The sequence below is a fragment of the Sphingomonas metalli genome, assembly GCF_014641735.1.
GTDB lineage: Bacteria > Pseudomonadota > Alphaproteobacteria > Sphingomonadales > Sphingomonadaceae > Sphingomonas > Sphingomonas metalli.
The window spans coordinates 217,290-236,352 of record NZ_BMIH01000001.1; the positions used below are offsets into that span (position 1 = coordinate 217,290).

The following is a 19,063-nucleotide window of genomic DNA, read 5'->3' on the forward strand; positions in this document are numbered from 1 at the left end:
AAAGCATCGATGCAGGTCGGTCCCGGCCCGCACCGGCGCGCATGGCGGAATCAGGCGAAGCGATTGTCGCGGGGGAAGCCGGTCGGCGGCATCCGTCCCGCAGCGCCGCGGGCGGCCCGCCATGGGGAGAGGTCGGCCTCGGTCCGCGTCCGCCCGGTCTCGCCGCCCATCGCCCAGCTGATGCCCTCGGAAAAGACGAAGGTCATCGCATCCGACAGGCCACCGTCATGGTAGCGCTGGAGCTGCAGCCCCTGCCCCCGGGTCATCTCGACCAGCTCGTTGAGCGGAAACACGAGCATCTTCCGGTTGTCGCCGATCGCCGCGACATAGTCGTGAGCGGGATCGATGGGGCGGACGATCTTCAGCTTCGCGCCGGGGCGCGGCGTCATCACCGTCTTGCCCTTGCGGGTCTCCGCCAGGGTCTCCGCCGCCGGGACGACGAAGCCGCGACCGTCGCTCGCGACCAGCAAGAGCTTCGCCGAGCGCGCGGCGGGCAAGAGGCTCACCACGCCCGTAGCCCCGTCGAGATCGATCATCGCCCGGACCGGTTCGCCGAAGCCGCGGCCACCCGGCAGCTTGTCGGCCGCCAGCGTGTAGAACCGACCGTTTTCGGCCGCGAGCAGCAGCTTGTCGGTGGTCTGGGCATGGAAGGCGAAGGCCGGCCCGTCGCCTTCCTTGAACTTCAGCGTGTCCGCAGAGGCGAGGTCGCCATGCCCCTTCATCGCGCGGATCCAGCCGCGCTGGGACAGTATCACGGTGATCGGCTCGCGCTCGATCATCGCCTCGAGCGGCAGGTCGCGGGTCGGCGCAGCCTCCTCGATCGTCGTGCGGCGTGCACCCAGGGCCGTATCGAGGCCGTAGCGATCGCGGATCCGCTTGAGATCGCGCTTCATCCGCGTCTTCTGCCGGGCCGGGCTGTCGAGCAGGGCGGAAAGCTCGGCGCGCTCCTTGTCGAGGGTATCCCGCTCCTTGCGGATCTCGAACTCCTCGAGCTTGCGCAGCGAGCGCAGCCGCATGTTCAGGATCGCTTCGGCCTGCCGGTCGGTCAGTCCGAACTCGGCGATCATCACCGCCTTGGGCTCGTCCTCGGTCCGAATGATCTCGATTACCCGGTCGAGATTGAGATAGGCGATCAGATAGCCGTCGAGCAGCTCGACGCGATCGGCGATCCTGTCGAGCCGGTGCCGGGTGCGCCGCTCCAGCACGACGAACTGATGCTCGATCCAGGCGGCCAGCGCCTCTTTCAGGCTCATCACCCGGGGCGTGCGGTCCTTGTCGAGGACGTTGAGGTTGAGCGAGAACCGCGTCTCCAGCTCGGTCAGCCGAAACAGGCCGTCCATCATCACCGACACGTCCACGGTGCGGCTGCGCGGTTCCAGCACGATCCGCACCGCCTCGTCGGATTCGTCGCGGACATCGGCGAGGATCGGCAGCTTGCGGTCGTTGATCAGGGCCGCGATCTGCTCGATCAGCTTTCCCTTCTGGACACCATAGGGCACTTCGCTGATCACCGCCTGCCAGCCGCCGCCCTTCTCCTTCTCGACCGTCCAGCGGGCGCGGACGCGGAAGCTGCCGCGGCCGGTGCGATAGCTTTCGGCGATCACCGCGGCCGGATCGACGACAAGGCCGCCGGTCGGGAAGTCCGGCCCCTTCACATGCGACAGCACGTCGGCCTCCGCATCGTCGACCAGCGCGATCGCGGCATCGAGCAGTTCGGCCGCGTTGTGCGGTGGAATGCTCGTCGCCATGCCGACCGCGATGCCGCTCGCACCGTTCGCCAGCAGATTGGGGAAGAGCCCCGGGAACAGCTCCGGCTCCTGCTCCTCGCCATTATAGGTTGGGCGATAGTCGACGGCCTGCTCGTCGAGCCCGTCCATCAGGTCGATCGCGACCTGGGTCAGCCGCGCCTCGGTGTAGCGATAGGCCGCGGCGTTATCGCCGTCGATATTGCCGAAGTTGCCCTGTCCGTCGACCAGCGGGTAGCGGAGCGCGAAATCCTGCGCGAGCCGGACCATCGCGTCGTAAACCGACTGATCGCCATGCGGATGATATTTGCCGATCACGTCGCCCACCACACGGGCGCACTTCTTGTAACCCGCGTTCGGATCGAGCCGCAGCAGCCGCATCGCCCAGAGCAGGCGCCGATGGACGGGCTTCAGACCGTCGCGCACGTCGGGCAGCGATCGTGCGGTGATCGTCGACAGTGCATAGACGAGGTAGCGTTCCGACAGCGCACTGTCGAAGGGCGCGTCGAGGATGCCGATCGGCGTATCGGGTCCGGTCAGGTCGGTCGCCATATGTTCCGCCTCCTAGGCGACCCGTCGCTCGCGGGCAAGCCGATGCCGCTTTCCCGCCGTCCCGCCGCGGCCTAGGCTCGCGCGATGAACCGCCCCCGCTTGCCGCTTGCCTTCCTCGCCGCGCTCGTCCTTCCTGTGCCGGTCATGGCCGCCGATCCCGCCACCCTGCTGACCTGGCCGGACCTGAAGAACCGGCCGCGTCCCATCCCCAGCCACAGCATCGGCTATGGCACCGATCCGCTACAGGTCGCGGACCTGTGGCTGCCCCTGGAGAAGGGGCCCCATCCCGTGGCGATCATGGTGCACGGCGGCTGCTGGCAGACCGACATAGCAGATCGCACGCTGATGGACTGGGTGGCCGACGACCTTCGCCGTCACGGCGTCGCCGTGTGGAACATCGAATATCGCGGCGTCGACCGGCCGGGCGGCGGCTATCCCGGCACCTTCCGGGACGTCGCCGCGGCGGCGGATACGCTGCGGGACGTGGCCGGGCGCTATGATCTCGACCTGCGGCGCGTGGTCGCGATCGGCCATTCCGCCGGCGGCCACCTCGCGCTCTGGCTCGCCGCCAGACCCAGGATCGGCAGCGCCAGTCCGCTTTATAGCCGCACGCCGCTGCGCATCGATCGGGCGATCAGCCTGGGCGGACTGCCCGACCTCGAAGCGACGGAGGCAAGCCCCGACAATGGCTGCGGCACGGCGGTCGTCGCGCGGCTGACCGGCCGGCGCGCCGACCGGTTCTCCGATACCTCCGTACCGCGCCTGCTGCCGCTCGGCGTGCGGCAGGACCTCGTCAACGGGCGCGAGGACCGGGTCATCCCCTATCGCCTCGCGACAGACTATGCCGATCGCGCACGCAAGGCGGGCGACGACGTCACCCTCCATACTGTGCCGGCGACCGGCCATGTCGAGCTCGTCGCGCCCGAGACGGCCGCTTGGGCAAAGGCCCGTGCCCTCGTGCTCGAGGCGCTGGCAAGATGACCCGCGACGAAGCCCGCGCGCTCGACGCGGCCGACCCGATCGCGGCCGTTCGCGACCGATTCGCCCTGCCGGAGGGCGTGATCTATCTCGACGGCAACTCGCTCGGCGCCCTGCCCGCCGCCACCGTCGCGGCCGCAGGCGACCTCGTCGCGCGGCAATGGGGCGAGCGGCTGATCCGCAGCTGGAACGAGGGCTGGATCGACGCACCCCAGCGCATCGGCGCCAAGATCGCGCCGCTCATCGGCGCCGCGGCGGACGAGGTGATCGCCTGCGACTCCACGTCCGCCAACATCTTCAAGCTTCTGGTTGCCGCTCTTCGCGTCGATCCGAAGCGACGGACCGTCCTGAGCGAGGCCGGGAATTTCCCGACGGATCTTCATATCGCGGAAGGAGCCGTCGCCTGCGTGCCCGGGGCGCGTCTGGAGGTCGTGCCGCGGGACAAGCTGCTCGAGGCGCTCGGGCCGGACACCGCGGTGCTGCTCCTCACCCATGTCCACTACAAGACGGCCGAGCGCTTCGACATGCCCGCCGTCAGCCGGGCCGCCCGCGAGGCGGGGGCGCTGATGATGTGGGACCTCAGCCATTCTGCTGGTGCGGTCGCGATCGATCTCGACGACGCCGGCGCGGATCTGGCGGTCGGCTGCGGCTACAAATATCTCAACGGCGGGCCCGGCGCCCCCGCCTTTCTCTACGTCGCGCGCGCCTTGCAGGATCGTCTCGCCAGCCCCCTGTCGGGGTGGATGGGCCATGCCGAACCCTTCGCCTTCGCCGATGCCTATGCGCCCGCGCCCGGCATGAAGCGCTGGCTGACGGGCACCCCGCCGATGCTGGCCATGGCCGCGCTCGAGGCCGGGCTGGATGTCTGGTCGACGGTTGACCGTCCGGCCGTGTGGCGCAAGAGCGCGGCCCTGTGGTCCATCCTTGCCGAGGCCGGCGGGCAGGCGGGGCTGGACTGCGTCACGCCGGCCGATCCCGCCGGGCGGGGCAGCCATATCAGCTTCCGCCATCCCGAGGCCCATGCCATCGTCCAGGCGCTCATCGACCGCGGCGTGATCGGCGACTTTCGCGATCCCGATATGGTCCGGCTCGGACTGACGCCGCTGTATCTCTCGCACGAGGATGTCTGGCGGGCCGGCGAGGCGCTGAAGGCGGTGATCGCGGATCGATCCTACCGCCAGCCGCAATTCGCGGTGCGGCAGGCGGTGACATGACGTGACGTGACGGAAGACCTGCCGGCGCGCGCCCCTCGCGCGATTGCACCCCCCGCCCCCATCCGCTACAGGCGCGGGCAATATCCTCCGGCCCCGGCCCCGCGCGGCACCTGCCCTCGCGTTGCCGGCGTCACCCGTTTCCAGAAGGGAAATCGATGGCACGCCGCCGCCAGATCTACGAAGGCAAGGCCAAGATCCTCTATGAAGGCCCGGAGCCCGGCACCCTCATCCAATATTTCAAGGATGACGCAACCGCCTTCAACGCGCAGAAGAAGGGCACGATCAACGGCAAGGGGGTGCTGAACAACCGCATCTCCGAGCATGTGTTCACCCTGCTCGACCATATCGGCGTACCGACTCACTTCATCCGCCGCCTGAACATGCGCGAGCAGCTCGTGCGGCAGGTGGAAATCGTGCCGATCGAGGTGGTGGTCCGCAACGTCGCCGCCGGCTCGCTGTCGAAGCGGCTCGGGATCGAGGAGGGCACGAAGCTGCCCCGCACGATCATCGAATATTACTACAAGGACGATGCGCTCGGCGACCCGATGGTGTCCGAGGAGCATATCGCCTGTTTCGGCTGGGCCAGCCAGGACGAGATGCACGACATCGCCGACCTGGCGATCCGCGTGAACGACTTCCTGTGCGGGCTGTTCGCCGGCGTCGGCATCAGGCTCGTCGACTTCAAGCTCGAGTTCGGACGGGTGTGGGACGACGATTACGGCCGGATCATCCTGGCGGACGAGATCAGCCCCGATGGCTGTCGCCTGTGGGACATGACGAGCGGCGAGAAGCTCGACAAGGACCGCTTCCGTCGCGATCTGGGCGGCGAGGCCGAAGCCTATCAGGAGGTGGCGCGCCGCCTCGGACTGCTGCCGGAGGGAGAGGAAACGGCGATCCTCGACCTGGACAGCCATCGCAAGCGGCGGGGTAAGTGATGAAGCTCAAGGTCTATGTGACGCTGAAACCCGGTGTGCTTGACCCGCAGGGCCGCGCCATCCATCATGCGCTGGGTTCGCTCGGCTTCGGCGGCGTCGAGGACGTGCGGGTCGGCCGGCTGATCGAGCTGACCGTGGCCGACGGCACCGACGATGCCGCCGTTGAGGCGATGTGCCGCCAGCTCCTCGCGAACACGGTGATCGAGAACTTCCGGATCGAGCACGCCTGATGAAGACCGCCGTCCTCGTCTTTCCCGGATCCAATTGCGACCGCGATATTGCGGTCGCGCTGGAACTGTTGACCGGCACGGCGCCGGCGATGGTCTGGCACGCCGAGACGAGCCTACCGGACGGGCTCGGCCTGGTGGTGGTGCCCGGCGGCTTCTCCTATGGCGACTATCTCCGGTCGGGGGCGATCGCCGCGCGTTCGCCGGTGATGCGCGCGGTGGTCGAGGCGGCGGGTCGGGGCCTGCCGGTGCTGGGCGTGTGCAACGGCTTTCAGGTCCTCACCGAGGCGGGGCTGCTGCCCGGCGCGCTGATGCGCAACGCCGGCCTCTCCTTCGTCTGCCGGGACGTGCCGCTGACCGTCGGCAACGCCGAGAGCGTCTTCACCCGCCTCTATACCAAGGGCGAGACGGTAACCTTCCCGGTCGCGCATCACGACGGCAATTACTTCGCCGATGCCGATACGCTCGACCGGCTGGAGAGTAACGGCCGGGTCGCGTTCCGCTATGCCGAGCCGGTCAACGGGTCGACGCGCGATATCGCCGGCATCCTCAACGATGCGGGCAATGTGCTCGGCATGATGCCCCACCCGGAGCGTCGGATCGAAGCCGCCCATGGCGGCACCGATGGCCGCCGCCTGTTCGAGGGTTTAATGGAATTGGTCGGCGCGTGACGGTGTCGGCGGACGCGCCGGTGACGGGCGGATGCCTGTGCGGCGCGGTCCGCTACACGCTGAGTGCGGAGCCAGTCGCCGCGCGGCGATGCTGGTGCCGCCTCTGCCAGTATCTGGCGGCGGGCACGGCCACCGCCAATCTGATCGTCCCGCGCGAGGCGCTGGCGATCAACGGTCCACTCGCCAGCTATGCCTCGACCGCCGATAGCGGCGCGGCGATGCATCGCACCTTCTGCCCGACATGCGGTACGCCCGTTGGAGGCTATGCCGAGCCTCGTCCGCATCTCTACGTGTTGCGGATCGGCACGCTCGACGACCCCGATCGCTTCCCGCCCCAGATCACGATCTGGACGAGCGCCGCGCCGCATTGGGCGTTGATCGACCCGAACCAGCCCGCCATCGCCACGCAACCCGCGCCACCTGCCCCGGCAATGCCGGCGCGATAGCGGCAGCGGCGATCAGACCCGCGCCCGGAAGGGCGTGAAGTTCGTGCCCTCGTCGAAGATGTCGACGCCTTCGACGCGCTTCAGCGTGCCCACGATCCAGTAGGTGAAGGGCGTCAGCAGCACCTCCCAGCCGGTCTTCAACGCCCATTGGGTGAACAGCACGACGACCACCAGATGCCCGGTCCAGCCCGGCGCGCCATAGAAGGCCAGCGGGTAGAAGATCAGGCTGTCCACTCCCTGCCCCACCACCGTCGACCCGATCGTCCGCGACCAGAGATGCCGCCCGCCCGTCCAGACCTTCATCCGCGCCATGACATAGGCGTTGACGAACTCGCCGGCCCAGAAGGCGCAGATGCTGGCGAAGACGATCCGCGGCACCTGGCCGAACACCGCCTCATACGCCGCCTGGTTGGTCCAGCCGGGTGCCGGCGGCAGCGCCACGACGATCCAGCTCATCAGCGCCATGAACAGCACGGCGGCCGTTCCGACCCAAATGACGCGCCGGGCACGCGCATAGCCGTAGACCTCGGTCAGGACGTCGCCGATGACATAGCTGAGCGGAAAGAACAGGATACCGGCCCCAAACGGCCAGTCTCCGAGCAGGGGCAGGCGGACTGTCGCGACTTTCCCGGCACCCAGTACGTTCGACAGCAGGAGGATCGCGACGAACGCCGCCATCACCAGATCATAGTGGCGGAAGTGAAGGCCCTCCGCCCGCGCCGCGGCAACATGCCGCCCCCCGCCCGTTTCAATCGTGCCGCTCTGCATGTCCGGCTTTATGATGGCGGTTCCGTCGCGGTGCAATCCGCGCTACCGCGATCGTCGTGCGCGCCCGTAGCTCAGCTGGATAGAGCACGAGCCTTCTAAGCTTGGGGTCGCAGGTTCGAACCCTGCCGGGCGCGCCATTTCCGAACGGGCCACCGCTTTCAACAGGGTATCCAATGTCGCTCCGCCCCTTCCACCTCGCCTTTCCGGTCCATGACCTCGACGCCGCCAGGACCTTCTGGGGCGAAACGATGGGCTGCCCCGAAGGCCGCAGTTCGGACGAGTGGATCGACTTCGACTTCTACGGGCATCAGATCGTCGCGCATCGGGTTGCGGGAGCGACGCCGGACGATGCCGGCGGCAACGCGGTGGACGGCCATCACGTCCCGGTACCGCATTTCGGTATCGTGCTGACCATAAGCGACTGGCGCGCGCTTGCCGCGCGGCTCGTCGCCGCCGGCACGCAGTTCGTCATACCGCCGCACATCCGTTTCGAAGGCCAGCCGGGCGAACAGGCGACGATGTTCTTCCGCGACCCGTCGGGCAATGCGATCGAGATGAAGGCGTTCGAGGACCTGGCATCGCTCTTCGCACGGTGACGGTTCGCCGGCTTCAGTGCGGAGCCATCGACTGCGGCTGCCGGGCCTGAAGACGCTCGAGGTGGAGCGCCGCGAGTTGCTCGTGAACCCGCGCCGCCTCGGGACATCGGGAGCGTCGGGCAGCGGTCAATTCCGCCGCGGCGCGGCGCTGATGGAAGTCCTGATCGATCGTCATCGGGTCACTCCTTTCCTGGCCCGACCGACGATGCCGCTGCTGACAGCGCGACTCCATCACATGCGTTACCGCGTTGATTTCGCCGCGTAATTCAGCGGCCCAGCTAGACCCGCCCTATGCAGCCGATGGGACGGCTGTCTGACCGACCACCCGGACGGGGCTGCGACCGACCATGCGCGCCAGCGTCTCCTCCGCCCGCAGCGACACGCGTCGCCCCTTCCAGGCGAGCAGGCCTTCGCGACGCAGCAGCTGGATCATGCGATTGACGTGGACCGGCGTGAGCCCCACCGCGTCGGCCAGCACCTCCTGGGTCAGCGGCACCTCGAAGCTGCCGCCGGTGGCGATCTGAGACAGGCTGAGCCGCTCGTGCAGTTCGAGCAGGAGATCGCCGATCCGCTCCTGCGCGTTCAGCCGGCCAAGCCGCGCGATCTGGGCAAGCAGATAGGCTTCCTCCAGCGCGATGCTGACGGCGAGCGACTCCGCCAGCGCGCTGTCCGGGGCACAGTCCGGAACGCGGGCGACCGTCATGTCGGTCAACGCGACGACGGTCGATACCGCGAGCGGTTGTCCGTGGCGGCACAAGCCGACCATCTCGCCCGGCAGCAGGAAGCTCAAGAACTGGCGCCGTCCGTCGATCAGGATCCGGACACGGGCGGCCCAGCCCTCCACGATGAGCAGCGGCTCGGGGATCGCACGGCCTTCCTGAAGCAGTTCGCGCCGCGCCGGCACGACCCGCGCCTGCCCGATCGCCGCCTGCAGCGCGCTGATGTCGGGCGCCTCCAGCGGGGCGAGCGCCGTCAGCCGGCGGATTGCCGCGTCATATTGCTGACGCGGAGCAGTCGATTGACGCATCATGCCGCATCTCCCGAGTGTAGAAGGCGCTCCATCGCGCTCAAGATCATGTCGCTGCGAAAGGGTTTGGCGACCCGCGGTACCACCCGATAGGCATCGGGCAGGGCCCAGTCGTCATAGCCCGTCAGGAAGGTCCACGGCACGGCGCGTTCCGCCAGCCGATCGGCGATCGGAAAGGAGAGCACTCCGTCGAGATTGACGTCGAGGATCGCCGCATCGAGCTGCTCCGCCTCGCACAGCCGCAGGCCGTCGCGCAGGTTGCTGACGGGCCCGAGCACCTCGGCACCGCGGCTCTGCAACGCGCGGCGCAGATCGGCGGCGATGAAATACTCGTCCTCCACGATCAGGATGATCCTGCCGTCGAGGGTGTTCGTGGTGGTCATTCGTCTCTCCAACCCACGATCGCAGTCTCCTCGGCCGGCAGCACCACCGCGATGGTGCAGCGGACGCCGCCGCCCCGAAACTCCAGCGCAGTCTCTGCGCCGAGGCGATACGGAAGCGCCTCCTCGATCAATTCCGTACCGAAACCCTGTCGTGACGGCTTGACGGGGAGAGCCGGAACACCCTGTTCAACCCACTGTAGGACAAGGCGCTTTTTACCATCATATAGCAGATTAGCAGTCCAGCGTATCGTCAGTCTGGCGCCCGGGACCTTCAGCGCGCCGTACTTCACGGCATTGGTGGTCAGCTCGTGAATCGCCAGGCCGAGCGACTCGGCGGCCCGCGCCGGCAACGCCACGTCCGGCCCCTCGATCTCGACGCCAGGCCCCTCATTGACCCCGACGCTGAGCAGTTCGTCGCGGATCATGTTCTCCAGGTCGACGAGCCCGCTGACGCTGTTGGTCACGACGACCTGCGTCCGCGCCAGGGCATCGAGGCGACCCTTGAAGTGATCCGATATCTCCTCCAGCGGGCCGCCGGCCTCGATCGTCCGGCTGAAGACCGAGCGGACGATCGTCAGGATGTTGCGGACCCGGTGCTGCAGCTCGGCGACCAGCAGCTGCTGGCGTTCCTGCAGACGTCGAAGGTCGTCGATGTCGGTCGAGGTGCCGAACCACTCGACAATGGCTCCCGCATCGTCGCGCACCGGCCGGGCGCGTGTCTGGACCCAGCGGTAACGGCCCTCGCGCGCATGCCAGACCCGCCCCTCCATCTCCAGCGCACCGCGATTGCCGGCCTCCTGCCAGAAATCGCGCGCGCCGGCCCGGTCGTCGGGATGGAGCGCGTCCAGCCAGCCCAGACCCAGGCTCGCCTCCATCGAGAGACCGGTGAAGCTCATCCATTGCGGCCCCACCCAGGTCCATTCGCCGCGTTCGCCCGCGATCCAGACGAGCTGGGGAATGCCTTCGAGCACCGAGCGCAGGCGCTGGCGATTGTCGCGCAGTGCGCGATCGGCGCGACGCCGCTCGCTCACATCCTCGTAGAGCGCGACGAATCGGTCATCGCTGTGCGGATAGACGTGGACTTGCAGCCACTTGCTGCTGAGTAGCCCCTCATGTTCGAACCAGCTGTTGACGCCCTGGCGAACGATGCGGTCGTAGGTCTCGATCCAGAACTCCTCCACGTCGGGCAGCACCTCGCGGATCGGCCGCCCGATCGCCTCGTCCACCGGTATCCGCAGCAGGCGCTCGAACACGGGATTCAGCTCGAGCAGCCGGAAGTCGACCGCGCGTCCTTCCACATCGCGCAGGATCTGCCCTTCGAGATATCCCTGCCCCATCCGCTCGAACAGCGTGCGGTAGCGGACCTCGCTGGTGCGCAGGGCTTCTTCGGCGCGCTTGCTGAAGAGCGCCTGGACGATCGCCGGCGCCATCTCCTCGATCGCGTCGCGATCCCATTCGCGAAACCCGCCCGGACGATTGGCCAGCCCGATCATGCCGATCGTCCGACCGCCGCGGGTCAGGGGAACACCAAGGAAATTGTCGATCGGCGGGTGGCGATCCGGCGCGCCGCCGCGCTCGGGATGATTGGCGGGATCGTTGGCGATCAGGCTCTCGCCCTCGTTGAGAACCGCACCGAACAGCCCGCGCAGGACGAAGCCGGCGGGCATGAAGTCCGTGGTGAAGGTGGCATCATGGTCGGCGAAAATCTGCAATCCCCGCGCGCTGATCGCGAGATTGTCGAGCCGGTCGGTCGCCTGGTTGATCTCGCCCATCAGGCTGTAGCTGGCGCCGGTCACATCCTCCGCGACCGACAGGACCAGCTGGCATAGCTGTTCCTCGGTGCGGGCGGACAGCGCCTCGCTGAAGATGCGGTTGATCGCCTGGACGACGTTGCCGCCGACGCTTCCTTCCGCTTGCGTCGCCATGTCCTCGCCCTTCCCGTCCCGTCTGCGCGCCACCCAACGCACAGAACGGTCGATTGTGGATCGAATTCAGGCGCTTGGCGATATCGGGCAGCGATACTGCCGCGCCCTTGCCGCCTCAAGTCCCCCCTTGGTCCTCACTCCCACTCGATCGTGCCGGGCGGCTTCGACGTATAGTCGTAGGTGACGCGATTGACGCCCTTCACCTCGTTGATGATGCGGGTGGCGACCCGCGGCAGGAAGTCGCCGGGGAACTGGAAGGCCTGCGCCGTCATCCCGTCCACCGAGGTGACCGCCCGGAGAGCCAGCACCGAATCATAGGTGCGCGCGTCCCCCATCACGCCGACGGTCCGAACCGGCAGCAGCACCGCGAAGGCCTGCCAGATCGCGTCGTAGAGGCCCGCATTGCGGATCTCCTCCAGATAGATCGCGTCCGCCTTGCGCAGGATGTCGCAGCGCTCCTTGCTCACCTCGCCCGGAATGCGGATGGCGAGGCCCGGACCGGGGAAGGGATGCCGTCCGACGAAGATGTCGGGCAGGCCCAGCTCGCGGCCCAATGCGCGCACCTCGTCCTTGAACAATTCGCGCAGCGGCTCGACCAGCTGCATGTTCATCCGCTCGGGCAGGCCGCCGACATTGTGGTGGCTCTTGATCGTCACCGACGGGCCCCCGGTGAAGCTGACGCTCTCGATCACATCGGGGTAGAGCGTGCCCTGCGCCAGGAACTGCGCGCCTCCGATCTTGCGCGCCTCTTCCTCGAACACGTCGATGAAGGTCTTGCCGATGAACTTGCGCTTGGCCTCGGGGTCGGTGACGCCTGCAAGGCCCGACAGGAACAGCGTCTCCGCGTTCACATGAACGAGCGGGATATTGTAATGGCCGCGGAACAGGCCGACCACCTGATCGGCCTCGCCCGCCCGCATCAGGCCATGATCGACGAAGACGCAGGTGAGCTGCTCGCCGATCGCCTCATGGATCAGCACCGCGGCCACCGCCGAATCGACACCGCCCGACAGGCCGCAGATCACCCTGCCCTCGCCGACCTGCGCCCTGATCTCGGCGATCTTCGCGGCCCGGAACTCGGCCATGCTCCAGTCGCCGGCGAGCCCGCAAACATGGCGGGCGAAGTTCGCGATCAGCTTCGCGCCATCGGGCGTATGGACGACCTCCGGGTGGAACTGCATCGCATAGATCCGGCGCGCATCGTCGGCGATGATCGCGAAGGGGGCGCCCTTGCTCGAGGCGACGGGGCGGAACCCGGGCGCGAGCTGCGCGACATGGTCGCCATGGCTCATCCAGACCTGATGCCGCTCGCCGCTCGTCCAGAGGCCGTCGAACAGTGCGCAGGCCTGGTCGATCTCGACGAACGCCTCGCCGAATTCGCCGCCCACGCCCTTCTCGACGCGGCCGCCGAGCTGCTGGGTCAGCGCCTGCTGGCCGTAGCAGATGCCCAGGATGGGCAGGCCGCTGTCGAGGATCGCCTGCGGGATGCGGGGGCTACCCTCGTCGAGAACCGAGGCCGGACCGCCCGACAGCACGATGCCCTTGGGCTGCATCCGCGCGAAGGCCGCAGCGGCGGACTGGAAGGGCGCGATCTCCGAATAGACCCCCGCCTCGCGCACGCGACGTGCGATCAGCTGGGTCACCTGGCTGCCGAAATCGACGATGAGGATGCTGTCGGGGTGTTCCATCGCGGCGCGATAGCGGGATGCAGCCGATAACGAAAGAGGCCGCGCCTCCCCGGGGAAGCGCGGCCTCTTTCGGTCAGGTCGCGGCGGTCAGGCCGCGATCCGGATCAGGCGGCGGCGTCGAAATCCTCGTCGCTGATTACCGGACCCGAGTCCTGGCCCTTCGCCGACACATCGCGATCGACGAACTCGATGATCGCCATCTCGGCGGCGTCCGACTGGCGGGGGCCGGCCTTGATGATGCGGGTATAGCCGCCGTTGCGATCGGCGTAGCGCGACGCGATGACGTCGAACAGCTTCACCAGCTGCGCGTCGTCGAGCAGGCGCGCATGCGCCAGACGACGGTTGGACAGGCCGCCCTTCTTGCCGAGCGTTACCAGCTTCTCGACATAGGGACGCAGCTCCTTCGCCTTGGCGAGGGTGGTGGTGATCTGCTCGTGCTTGATGAGCGCCGCCGCCATGTTGCGGAACAGGGCGATACGGTGGGCCGAGGTACGCTGCAGCTTACGGCCGCCGACGCGATGACGCATGGTTAGTTCCTTCGTTCGTTAAGGGGCCGTGTCACGGTACCCCAGACCTGGTCGGGACGGTGAGCCAACCGAAAAACCGTCGTTCCAGCCTGAACCGGAACCTCTGAAAAGCGGCCACGACGCGGGAGCAATTCCCGCGCCGTCAGTCGGAGCCTACGGCCCCGCTGGCCGGGCCTGACCTGTCTCCGGCGCAAGCAGGCTTGCGCCGGTGCAGGCTCAGCCCATAATTTCCTGCTCGAGCTTCTTGGCCATTTCCTCGATGTTCTCGGGCGGCCAGCCCGGGATCTCCATGCCGAGGCGCAGGCCCATGGACGAGAGCACTTCCTTGATCTCGTTGAGCGACTTGCGGCCGAAGTTCGGGGTGCGCAGCATCTCGGCCTCGGTCTTGCCGACCAGATCGCCGATATAGATGATGTTGTCGTTCTTCAGGCAGTTCGCCGAACGGACCGACAGTTCCAGCTCGTCCACCTTCTTGAGAAGGTAGCGGTTGATCTGCTGGGTGTCGCCCGCCGGCTCCGCACCGGCGGCCGGGGCCGCGGCATGGCCGATCGGGGCCGAGCGCGTGATCGACGAATCGTCGAAGTGCACGAACAGCGCCAGCTGGTCCTGAAGGATGCGACCGGCATAGGCCACGGCGTCTTCCGGCGTGACGGTGCCGTCGGTCTCGATCGTCAGCGTGAGCTTGTCGTAATCGAGATCCTGGCCGACGCGGGTCGGATCGACCTTGTACGAGACCTGGCGCACCGGCGAATAGAGCGCGTCGACCGGGATCAGGCCGATCGGCGCATCCGCCGGGCGGTTTGCGGCGGCGGGGACATAGCCCTTACCGACGTCCGCCGTCAGCTCCATGTTGAAGGTCGCGCCCTCGTCGAGATGGCAGATCACGAGGTCCTTATTCATCACCTCGATGTCGCCCGAAACGGCGATATCGCCCGCCTTCACCTCGGCCGGACCGGTCGCGGAGAGCTGGAGGCGCTTCGGCCCCTCGCCCTGCATCTTGAGCGCGATCTGCTTCACGTTGAGGACGATGTCGGTCACGTCCTCGCGGACGCCCGCCAGGCTGGAGAACTCGTGCAGCACATTCTCGATCTTGATCGAGGTGACGGCAGCGCCCTGCAGCGACGAGAGCAGCACGCGGCGCAGCGCGTTGCCGAGCGTCAGGCCGAAGCCCCGCTCCAGCGGCTCGGCGACGAAGGTCGCCTTGCGCTTGCCGTCGCCGCCCTTCTTCTCCAGGCCGTTCGGCTTCTTGAGTTCCTGCCAGTTCTTTGCGTTGACAGCCACGGGGTTCCCCTGGGTTGGAGGCCGGTGGGGAGGCCGGCCTCGGATAAACGGCGCCGACTCGTCAGCCGGCGCGAAGTCTGACGTCGACGGGGCGATGCGCCCCGCCGCGATCAGACGCGGCGACGCTTGGAGGGGCGGACGCCGTTGTGCGGGATCGAGGTGACGTCGCGGATCGAGGTGATCTGGAAGCCGACCGCCTGCAGCGCGCGCAGCGCCGACTCGCGGCCCGAACCCGGACCCTTCACCTCGACCTCGAGCGTACGCACGCCGTGCTCGGCCGCCTTCTTGCCGGCATCCTCGGCCGCGACCTGCGCAGCGTACGGAGTCGACTTGCGGCTGCCCTTGAAGCCCATCATGCCGGCCGAAGACCAGCTGATCGCATTGCCTTGCGCATCGGTGATGGTGATCATGGTGTTGTTGAAGCTGGCGTTCACATGCGCGACGCCGGCGGTGATGTTCTTGCGCTCGCGACGGCGAAGGCGCTGCGGTGCTTGTGCCATTTGTTATTCCTGACCTTTATCCGTGATACGGAGGCCGGCGGGCTGTCCGCCTCGCGCCTGCCTCCGGCGGAGAAGAAGACGAAATCAGTCCCCCGGACCGATCCTTACTTCTTCTTGCCCGCGATCGGCTTCGCCTTGCCCTTGCGGGTGCGCGCATTGGTGTGCGTGCGCTGGCCGCGGACCGGAAGGCCCTTGCGATGACGCAGGCCGCGATAGCAGGCCAGATCCATCAGCCGCTTGATGTTCATCGCGGTCTCGCGACGAAGATCACCCTCGACGGTATAGTCGGCGTCGATGGTCTCGCGGATCTGGAGCACTTCCTGATCCGTCAGGTCCTGGACGCGACGCTCCGGAGCGATCGACAGCTTGTCGGTGATGGCCTTGGCATGGGCGGGGCCGATGCCGTGGATGTAGGTCAGCGCGATCACCACGCGCTTGTTGGTCGGGATGTTGACACCCGCGATACGTGCCATGTGACTGAATACTCCTAGCTCCACAGCGACCGGCATGGCAGCACGACCGCTATCTCGACGCGATGACTCCGAAAGCACGATAGCGGCGTGCGCAAACATGCGCCGCCGGAAACCGGTGTTGCGGAGTGAGGGTCAGTTAAGCGCGGGGCAAGGCGCTGTCAACAGGCAGGATCAACGACCCCGTCATCGGTCGGGTTCCGCCGGCGATCGCAGCCCGACCCAGCGGCGCAACGCGACGACGAACCAGATCAGCTCGACCGCCCCGAACGGCCACGCGCCCTGGAGGAAGCCATAGGCCGATCCCATCAGGCAGCCAAGCGCGAACAGAAAGGTCCAGAACGGCGCGCGATCCTCCAGCATGTAGCAGATCAGCATGAAGGTGACGGCGAACAGGCCGAAGGCGGTCAGGGCGTCCATGCCGCGACCTAGCGCGCTCGGTCCGTTCTGTCAGGCCGCGATCGCGTCCTGCTCCATCAACCATGCCATGGCGTCCTCCTGGCGATCGAAGATGCGGACGCGCGGATCCGACACCAGCCGCCGCGCCTGCAGGCGATGCAGCGCCCCTTTGGTCACGAAGGCGATGCGCCGTGACGGCGAGTCCGGGCGGACCATCCTGCCGAGCGCGTCCGCGACCTCGCGCGGCAACACGCCCTTGCTCGTCATGTCGATCAGCGTGATCAGCTCGCCATGCTTCACGCCGTCGACCAGCATCATGTGCCGCACTGCGTCCGCCAGCGCGGCGGCGTAGCGCTGCACCGTCTCCATCGTCCAGTTGCCCGTCTGGGTGATCCGCAGCAGCTTGCGCGCCGAGTCGGGCTCGATAAGGAAAAGCGGGTCGGCCATGGCCTCACCTTAGATCTGGGTTGATTGCTTTTGGGTTAGCGCGGGATGGCGACCGCCGGCAGCACGATCTCCGCAACCAGCCCGGGCCGGTTCTCGGACAGCTCGACCCTGCCCCCGTGCAACCGTGCGACGGTTTCGACCAGCGCCATGCCGAGGCCCGAACCCGGCGTCGTCCGCGCGGCGTCGAGGCGACCGAAGCGACGCAGTGCCGCAGGCCGATCCTCTGCCGCGATGCCAGGGCCGCGATCCTCGACGCGGATCGCCAGCGCGTCGTCGGTCCTCACCAGCCTCAGCGTCAGAGCTCCGCCGCTGGCGCCGTGCTTGAGTCCATTGTCGATGAGGTTGGTGATCGCCTGAGTCAGCAACTCGCGATGGAGCCGCAAGGGGCCGCCGGCCCCCTCGATGACGAGGTCGAAGGCCAGCCCCGCTTCCTCCGCCACCGGGCCGTACAGGTCGGCGATCTCCTCGATCAGTTCGACCGGATCGACCCGCGTGAACCGGTCGCGCGAGACCGACTCGGCCCGGCTGATCTCGATCACCATGGTCAGCATGCGCATGACGATGTCGGTCTCGCTGAGCAGACCGCCGAGCAGCGTGTCCCGGATCTGGGGATCGGGCGCCAGCACCGCCTGCTCGGCCTTGGTGCGAAGCCGGGCGAGCGGCGAGCGGAGATCATGGGCGAGACTGTCGGTCACGACCCGCAGCTCGGCCATCAGCCGCTCGATGCGGTCGAGCATGGTATTGAGCTGCATCGCCAGCCGGTCGAAACCGTCGCTGCCCCCCGCCACCATCTCGACACGCTGGCTGAGGTCGCCCCGCTCCGCGGCCTCGATCACGCCCGCGATCCGATCGAGCCGGCGCCCCACATAGCGCGCGAGCACCAGCCCCGCGACTATGCCCATCGCCAGCGACAGGGTCACGGCCAGCGCCAGCGCGCTTTCGATCGCCCGCTGCTCCGCCTCGATCACGTCGAGATTGCGGCCGGTCAGCAGCCAATAGGGGCCGACCGCGTGCAGCAGATAGCCGGTATCATGCTGGCTCCACGCGCCCTCGCTGGCCAGACGGGCGACGCGAAACCGTGTCTGGCGGATCGGCACCATGACGCGAGCGGGCGCATAGCCGACCAGACGACGGCCCTTCCCGTCGAGCAGCGCGACGACCAGCGACACGTCGCCCGGCGGCCGGACGTCCTGCACCGCTGCGGACAGATCCCGCATGCCGCCCGTCCGCCAGATCGCGAGCAGCGCATCCGATTGCTCGATCATCTCCCGCCGGGCGGCGGCGAGCGCATCGTCATGCGTCCGCTTCCACACGAAGCCGACCAGCACGAGATTCGAGATCAGCGCCAGCGCGATCGCCAGCAACGCGATCCGCGCCGTGACCGACAGGCCTCCGGTCCGGCGCGCCGGCATCACCCGTCGGCAGCCAGCCGATAGCCCGCACCGCGCACGGTATGGAGGATGGGCGACGCGAACCCGTCTTCGAGCTTGCGGCGCAGGCGCCCGATATGGACGTCGACCACGTTCGATCCGGGATCGAAGTGATAGTTCCAGATCTTCTCGAGCATCATCGTGCGGGTCACGACCTGGCCGGCATGGCGGGCGAGGAACTCGAGCAGGTTGAACTCGCGACCACCCAGCGGGATGACCCGGCCCGCCCGTGTCACGTGACGCGACAAGAGGTCGATCTCCAGGTCCCCGACCGACAGGCGCGTCTTCAGCGGCTCGGTCGCGGCGCGGTCGGCGCGACGGACGAGCGCCTCGATCCGCGCCGACAGCTCGGCGAAGGAGAAGGGCTTGCACAGATAGTCGTCGGCCCCGGCCTTCAATCCATCCACCCGGTCGTCCACCGATGCGAGCGCGGACAGGACCAGCACCGGCGTCGCGATCTTCGCGGCGCGAAGGGCCCCGACCATCGACAGCCCGTCGATCCCCGGCAGCATACGATCCGCGATCACCAGATCGAACACGCCCTCGCTGGCCAGGAACAGCCCGTCCCGGCCGTCGGCAGACGTTTCGACGGAATAGCCGGCCTCGACCAGGCCCTTTTCCAGATAGGCGGCAGTGGAGGGGTCGTCCTCGACGATCAGGATCTTGCGTGTCATGGCCCGCGTCTCTTCCTCCGCCTTCTACAGCAAAGGCCGGCGGAAAGCATCCTCTCCGCCGGCCCCTACGGCACCCCCGGGAGTTCGGGCACCGATCCCATGATCTTGCTGGTGGCGGGGATGATCCCGCCCCGATGACAAGGGGATAGCGCCGGGGAACTCGCCGGCAGGTGACGGCGA

At 67.7% G+C, this 19,063-nt stretch carries 22 protein-coding genes and 1 tRNA gene; 8 read left to right on the forward strand and 15 right to left on the reverse strand.

Translation table 11 applies throughout. The features are described 5' to 3' along the window. Positions 1–50 precede the first annotated feature (50 nt). A complete protein-coding gene (parC, locus tag IEX18_RS01275; protein ID WP_188656808.1) occupies positions 51–2,297 on the reverse strand; it encodes a DNA topoisomerase IV subunit A in 2,247 nt (748 codons plus the stop codon). 84 nt (positions 2,298–2,381) lie between these two features. Here parC and IEX18_RS01280 point away from each other — a divergent pair, with 84 nt between their 5' ends. The 6 genes from IEX18_RS01280 to IEX18_RS01305 all read left to right on the forward strand — a co-directional run bounded on the left by IEX18_RS01280 (position 2,382) and on the right by IEX18_RS01305 (position 6,768). Next, positions 2,382–3,278, forward strand: a complete 897-nt coding sequence (locus IEX18_RS01280) for an alpha/beta hydrolase (protein WP_229664293.1) — start codon at positions 2,382–2,384, stop codon at positions 3,276–3,278. Continuing rightward, the gene (kynU, locus tag IEX18_RS01285) at positions 3,275–4,489 is read left to right on the forward strand and encodes a kynureninase (RefSeq protein WP_188656809.1); all 1,215 of its coding nucleotides are present in this window, start codon (positions 3,275–3,277) and stop codon (positions 4,487–4,489) included. The genes IEX18_RS01280 and kynU overlap by 4 nt, the downstream gene beginning before the upstream one ends. Positions 4,490–4,644: 155 nt before the next feature. Then, positions 4,645–5,424 (forward strand): phosphoribosylaminoimidazolesuccinocarboxamide synthase, encoded by a 780-nt coding sequence (gene purC, locus IEX18_RS01290; protein ID WP_188656810.1) that lies wholly within the window; start codon positions 4,645–4,647, stop codon positions 5,422–5,424. Then, a complete protein-coding gene (gene purS, locus IEX18_RS01295; protein ID WP_188657772.1) occupies positions 5,424–5,654 on the forward strand; it encodes a phosphoribosylformylglycinamidine synthase subunit PurS in 231 nt (76 codons plus the stop codon). The genes purC and purS overlap by 1 nt, the downstream gene beginning before the upstream one ends. After that, the gene (purQ, locus tag IEX18_RS01300; protein WP_188656811.1) at positions 5,654–6,322 is read left to right on the forward strand and encodes a phosphoribosylformylglycinamidine synthase subunit PurQ; all 669 of its coding nucleotides are present in this window, start codon (positions 5,654–5,656) and stop codon (positions 6,320–6,322) included. The genes purS and purQ overlap by 1 nt, the downstream gene beginning before the upstream one ends. Next, positions 6,319–6,768, forward strand: a complete 450-nt coding sequence (locus IEX18_RS01305; protein ID WP_229664294.1) for a GFA family protein — start codon at positions 6,319–6,321, stop codon at positions 6,766–6,768. Before purQ ends, IEX18_RS01305 begins: the two co-directional genes overlap by 4 nt. A 12-nt stretch (positions 6,769–6,780) precedes the next feature. On the opposite strand, the gene IEX18_RS01310 is transcribed toward IEX18_RS01305, so the two are convergent. Further along, positions 6,781–7,536 carry a queuosine precursor transporter gene (locus IEX18_RS01310; RefSeq protein ID WP_188656812.1) on the reverse strand — a complete coding sequence of 252 codons (756 nt, stop codon included), beginning with the start codon at positions 7,534–7,536 and terminating at the stop codon, positions 6,781–6,783. Positions 7,537–7,596: 60 nt separating this feature from the next. Between IEX18_RS01310 and IEX18_RS01315 the strand changes: the two genes are divergently transcribed. Further along, a tRNA-Arg gene (locus IEX18_RS01315) sits at positions 7,597–7,673 on the forward strand. Between the two features lie 36 nt (positions 7,674–7,709). Beyond that, a complete protein-coding gene (locus tag IEX18_RS01320; protein ID WP_188656813.1) occupies positions 7,710–8,132 on the forward strand; it encodes a VOC family protein in 423 nt (140 codons plus the stop codon). A 13-nt stretch (positions 8,133–8,145) separates the two neighbouring features. Here the strand turns inward: IEX18_RS01320 and IEX18_RS01325 are convergent, their stop codons facing one another. From IEX18_RS01325 to IEX18_RS01385, 13 genes are all read right to left on the reverse strand, one after another. Further along, entirely contained in the window at positions 8,146–8,307 is a 162-nt protein-coding gene (locus IEX18_RS01325; protein ID WP_188656814.1) for a hypothetical protein, read from the reverse strand. Positions 8,308–8,421: 114 nt separating this feature from the next. Continuing rightward, positions 8,422–9,162: a Crp/Fnr family transcriptional regulator gene (locus IEX18_RS01330; RefSeq protein WP_188656815.1), complete on the reverse strand. Its 741-nt coding sequence runs from the start codon at positions 9,160–9,162 to the stop codon at positions 8,422–8,424. Then, positions 9,159–9,542 carry a response regulator gene (locus IEX18_RS01335; protein WP_188656816.1) on the reverse strand — a complete coding sequence of 128 codons (384 nt, stop codon included), beginning with the start codon at positions 9,540–9,542 and terminating at the stop codon, positions 9,159–9,161. Before IEX18_RS01335 ends, IEX18_RS01330 begins: the two co-directional genes overlap by 4 nt. After that, positions 9,539–11,467, reverse strand: a complete 1,929-nt coding sequence (locus IEX18_RS01340; protein WP_188656817.1) for a GAF domain-containing protein — start codon at positions 11,465–11,467, stop codon at positions 9,539–9,541. The genes IEX18_RS01335 and IEX18_RS01340 overlap by 4 nt, the downstream gene beginning before the upstream one ends. Positions 11,468–11,601: 134 nt before the next feature. Further along, positions 11,602–13,155, reverse strand: a complete 1,554-nt coding sequence (gene guaA / locus IEX18_RS01345) for a glutamine-hydrolyzing GMP synthase (protein WP_188656818.1) — start codon at positions 13,153–13,155, stop codon at positions 11,602–11,604. A 104-nt stretch (positions 13,156–13,259) separates the two neighbouring features. Then, entirely contained in the window at positions 13,260–13,682 is a 423-nt protein-coding gene (gene rplQ / locus IEX18_RS01350; protein WP_188656819.1) for a 50S ribosomal protein L17, read from the reverse strand. Positions 13,683–13,898: 216 nt separating this feature from the next. Then, positions 13,899–14,963, reverse strand: coding sequence for a DNA-directed RNA polymerase subunit alpha (locus tag IEX18_RS01355; protein WP_188656820.1), 1,065 nt, complete (start codon positions 14,961–14,963; stop codon positions 13,899–13,901). A gap of 110 nt (positions 14,964–15,073) precedes the next feature. Beyond that, entirely contained in the window at positions 15,074–15,463 is a 390-nt protein-coding gene (gene rpsK, locus IEX18_RS01360; RefSeq protein WP_066486290.1) for a 30S ribosomal protein S11, read from the reverse strand. A gap of 104 nt (positions 15,464–15,567) precedes the next feature. Then, positions 15,568–15,936 carry a 30S ribosomal protein S13 gene (gene rpsM / locus IEX18_RS01365; RefSeq protein WP_188656821.1) on the reverse strand — a complete coding sequence of 123 codons (369 nt, stop codon included), beginning with the start codon at positions 15,934–15,936 and terminating at the stop codon, positions 15,568–15,570. A 183-nt stretch (positions 15,937–16,119) separates the two neighbouring features. Continuing rightward, on the reverse strand, positions 16,120–16,353 hold the full coding sequence (locus tag IEX18_RS01370) for a hypothetical protein (protein ID WP_188656822.1): 234 nt from the start codon (positions 16,351–16,353) through the stop codon (positions 16,120–16,122). Positions 16,354–16,383: 30 nt separating this feature from the next. Continuing rightward, complete coding sequence (locus IEX18_RS01375; RefSeq protein WP_188656823.1) at positions 16,384–16,779, reverse strand: STAS/SEC14 domain-containing protein; 396 nt, start codon at positions 16,777–16,779, stop codon at positions 16,384–16,386. A gap of 35 nt (positions 16,780–16,814) precedes the next feature. Continuing rightward, positions 16,815–18,191 (reverse strand): sensor histidine kinase, encoded by a 1,377-nt coding sequence (locus tag IEX18_RS01380; RefSeq protein ID WP_188656824.1) that lies wholly within the window; start codon positions 18,189–18,191, stop codon positions 16,815–16,817. Continuing rightward, the gene (locus IEX18_RS01385; RefSeq protein ID WP_188656825.1) at positions 18,191–18,883 is read right to left on the reverse strand and encodes a winged helix-turn-helix domain-containing protein; all 693 of its coding nucleotides are present in this window, start codon (positions 18,881–18,883) and stop codon (positions 18,191–18,193) included. The genes IEX18_RS01380 and IEX18_RS01385 overlap by 1 nt, the downstream gene beginning before the upstream one ends. Between the last annotated feature and the right edge of the window lie 180 nt (positions 18,884–19,063).